Here is a 4,155-nt window from a genome sequence, read left to right as displayed (position 1 = left end):
AAATATTTTGTTTTTGATATTTGTATTTATATTGCATCACAATTATTACCAAAAATTATCTCGCAAGAACATCTTTTTGGTTACCAATAACTCTTCGATTAAAAGATATTTAAATGCAAATTATTTGACTTTTGAGGATCATGATACTGAAAAGTTCCTCTTAAGAAATAGAAACAAATAAGGAATAATCACCCAACGCCCTAGTCTCATTGTTTCTCCTGTAAAAATGAAATCACCTAATTTTTATTTGGGAAGAATTTAAATGAGATGTCTTATAACCCAAAGTCTTTTATTCTGAAGAATACCCTCGGATAAGCCGTTTCGGTATTGGATCATGAAAAAAGCTGGCAGGTTTTCCAATTAAAAGAATTTTGAAAATAGTTAGTTGAGATAGTCCATTGTTTAGATAAATGCAAACTGATAGTAACATATCAATTTTTACCGGCGTACCAGCAGCAAAAATTTGCTGCTTGGTACTGCTTGCATTTATACCCATGATGTCTTGGGGACAGACTACATATACATGGATTGGACTTGATAACGGTGCTTGGACGAACAGATTTAACTGGTCGCCTACCAGGACCACACCGGCTACCACTGATATTCTTCAATTCAATTCAGGAGAGACACTCACTGTTACGGCTGTACCTACTCAGACCATCAGGGGACTGATTATTTCAAATAATTCAAACATTACTCTTTCTTCTACTGTCAGTAACCAAAATTTTAATGTGACCAATGGAACAGGAGACGAGTGGGTTATCAATGCAGGATCCACACTCACTTTGACAGGAACAAGCAGGCTTAGGGTCACGTTGGCAGCGAATGCTTCTGCAGTGATAGATGGGGAACTTGTCTTGGGAACAAACGGGAATACCAATACAGGAAGTGCGGGTACCCTAATCACTGTCAACGGTAAAATCACCAATTTGGGAGGAAGTTTCACGAGTTCCTCCACAGCCAAAATAGTCTTTGGGCCCAATTCTGAATACGAACATGCAAGAAACGGAACAAGTCTTCCATTGGCTACTTGGGATCCGACGTCAACTGTAAGACTGACAGGCATCACAAGCACAACAGTAGGAAATGCCAATCAAAATTTCGGAAACTTTATATTTCAATCCCCTGCCCAAACCGTTAACATGTCATTTCTTCCTCTCAGTATCGCAGGGAATCTGATAATTGACAATGGTTCTTCCACAGGACAGATCAGGCAAACAAGAAATGCCTTTGATGTCGGAGGAGATTTTATTTTTATTGACGGGAGGTATGCCATTGGAAATGGTACTGGATCCAACCGAAGTATCAATGTGTTAGGCAATGCTTCAATATCAGGTGGGATTTTGAGTATGAGTATCAGTAACAATGCTGTGGGGACATTAAATGTTGCTGGCAACTTCACTCACACAGGAGGCACAATCAACGAAACAGCATCAGGTTCAGGAAGAATTATTTTTAACGGGAATACCATCAATCCCCAGATATATACATCTGGCGGGACCGTCATCAATGTGATCAATTATATTGTTTCTGCCGGGGCATATGTCCAATCGGCGGATTCAGATACTGAGTTCATTGGTGGCGGTACTTTTACCCTTGAGTCTGGAGCGGTGTTAGGTATCAAGTCTCCTGATGGAATTACTTCTGCAGGTGCAACAGGATTAGTGAAAGTAACAGGTGTTAGATCTTACAACACAGGAGCAGACTACATCTATAACGGAAACAGCAATCAGTCAACCGGCAATGGACTTCCCGCTACAGTCAACAACTTGACCATTGACAATGAAGGTACTTTGGGAAACCAAAAAGTTACAATTTTTCAGAACACCTCAATCACCTCTAACCTTTCCATTGTTCAGGGTGGATTGGATTTAGGTATTTTTTCAGCTTCTAGAGGTGCTCTTGGCGGAGTTTTGACCGTTGCAAATGGAGCCTATTTAGGCATCGGTGGTACAAATTCACTTCCGGGAAATTTCGCTTCTCATGTGATAGGCTGTACCAGTAGGATAGAATATTATGGAACAGATCAAACTGTGGCCAGTATCAACAGTCCATCAACTTACGGTGTTTTGGTTCTCAGCGGATCAGGGACTAAATTATTTGAGGTAGGGGCTAACTTGATTTGCAATGATTTCGAAGTTTCGGGAGCCGCAGCAGCAATTGCTTCTGAAGGAATAAATTTTGGGGGAAATGTTCAAATCGGGGTAGGAGCTACATTTACAGGGGGAGGATTTACCCATCAAGTGACAGGAAACTGGAATGTGGAAGGGGAATTTATTCCTGAAAACGGACAAGTGATTTTTGATGAAAATGCGTCTTTGAATATATCCGGCGGGGTTTTCAATAACCTTACACTAACAGGCCCGGGACTTAAGACGATAACAGGAAACATTGAAATTAACGGTAATTTTTTGGTAGAAGGCTTGGTGAATATTTCATCGCCTTCTACTGTGACCGTTAGGCCTAATGCACAGATGACAATAGAAAATACTGCAACTCTGACTACAAGCGGGTCAGCAAAAATTGTATTGAATCCAGCTGCCATTTACCAAAACCTCAGTTCAGAAGATCCCTCCCTCGAGGTTCAACAAGAATTGACCGGAAATAAAGGATGGAGAATGGTTGGGGCTCCGGTAGGAACTACCTATGCCGATATGCTTGCCAATGCCGAAACCCAAGGTTTCCCTGGGGCAAACAATCCTGACCTCCAGCCGAATATATTATGGGTAGATGAGACAGATCCTGGTACTAGCCTACAGACTTGGAGAAAACCTTCCCAAATCACAGATGCTGTTGTTGCGGGAAGAGGACATTATTTATACATTTTCAATGGTGCAGAAAAACCTGCCGGAGGAGGAAATTATTCAGATGCCCTTCCATTGACGCTTTCTTCTTCAGGTACAGAACCAAACCTAGCAAATGGATTATTTGATTTTGGAGTCACTTTTACAGCAAGGGATACCAGTCTTATTGTTGATGGGGGACAGCTTACCGAAGTAAATATTGCTGATGCCGGATTTAACCTGATAGCTAATCCGACTGCGAGCATGATCGATTTCTATTCTCCGACAGGCTGGAATAAAACCAATATTGACAACACCATTTATGTTTGGGATCCGGCTTCAGGTTCATTCCTTACTCATAATGGGACACTCGGAACTTTGGAAAATGGCCGTATCGCACCCTATCAGGCTTTTTGGGTGAAGACAAACGGCACAAATCCTATCCTGCAAATCACAGGCAATGAAGCAAAAACAAATGTCTCAAAGGATTTCTTTGGCAGAAAAACGGAAGAAGAACCCTTTGCAATCCAACTTGCTGTAGCAGGTGAGGGTATGCAGGCAGAATCCTTTATCAGCTTTGGAAGAGAAGGAAGGGTATCAAACGATCCTAAGGATGCTTATCAATTGGAGTCATTGGCTGCTGATTGGCTTTTCCTCTACTCATACGGTTCCTTGCAAACCAGCAATCCTTTGGTTATCAATAGCCTTCCATCCTTGGATGAGCGCGAAATGATCATCCCTCTTCATTTGGCTGCTTCCAAAAACGGAAAGGCCTTCCAGGGATCTTTCCTAATGAACTGGACACTTCCAAGTGAATGGCCTGTCGACAAAAGTATCATTCTGATGGATCATTTGAATAAAAAAGCAATCAATATGCAGGAGGAATCTATTTATACTTTCAATTTTCAGGCTCCTGAAGTTCCTAAAAGCAAAGCAAGATTATCAACCAATGAATTTGAATTGCCAAAAGCAATAGTGTTTCATTCACCATACCAAATAGGAGAAATCAATGCGAAAATCAACTCAAAATCCCCGGAAAGGCCTTTTACCATCTATATCGGTGGTGCATTTAAAGAGGACCAAATTGAATACCTACCGGATATTCCGAAGTTATTTCCAATAAGCCCGAACCCATTTAGGGATTCAGCCAAAATCAGGTTTTTCTTACCTGAATCTGCCAAAGCCGAAATCCTCATCTACGATATGATGGGGCAAAAGGTAGGAGGATTTCCTGCAGCTGAATATGGGACAGGAATCCATGAATTAGAATGGATACCAAACCCGACCGGCATGACTAAAGGCTTGTATATCGTACAACTTGCAACTGAAAATTATAGATTTACCCAAAAACTGATTAAAAACTGAAATGATT

1 protein-coding gene is annotated in these 4,155 nt (G+C 41.2%); it reads left to right on the top strand.

Annotated features, from left to right (window positions below):
* Nucleotides 1–470 precede the first annotated feature (470 nt).
* Nucleotides 471–4,148, top strand: a complete 3,678-nt coding sequence (locus ACZFYI_RS16600; protein WP_462525245.1) for a T9SS type A sorting domain-containing protein — start codon at nucleotides 471–473, stop codon at nucleotides 4,146–4,148.
* Nucleotides 4,149–4,155 lie beyond the last annotated feature (7 nt).

The sequence above is a fragment of the Aquiflexum sp. genome, from assembly GCF_977115555.1.
The sequence above is the reverse complement of the archived record's forward strand: the minus strand, read 5'-3'. Positions and strand labels throughout refer to the sequence as shown.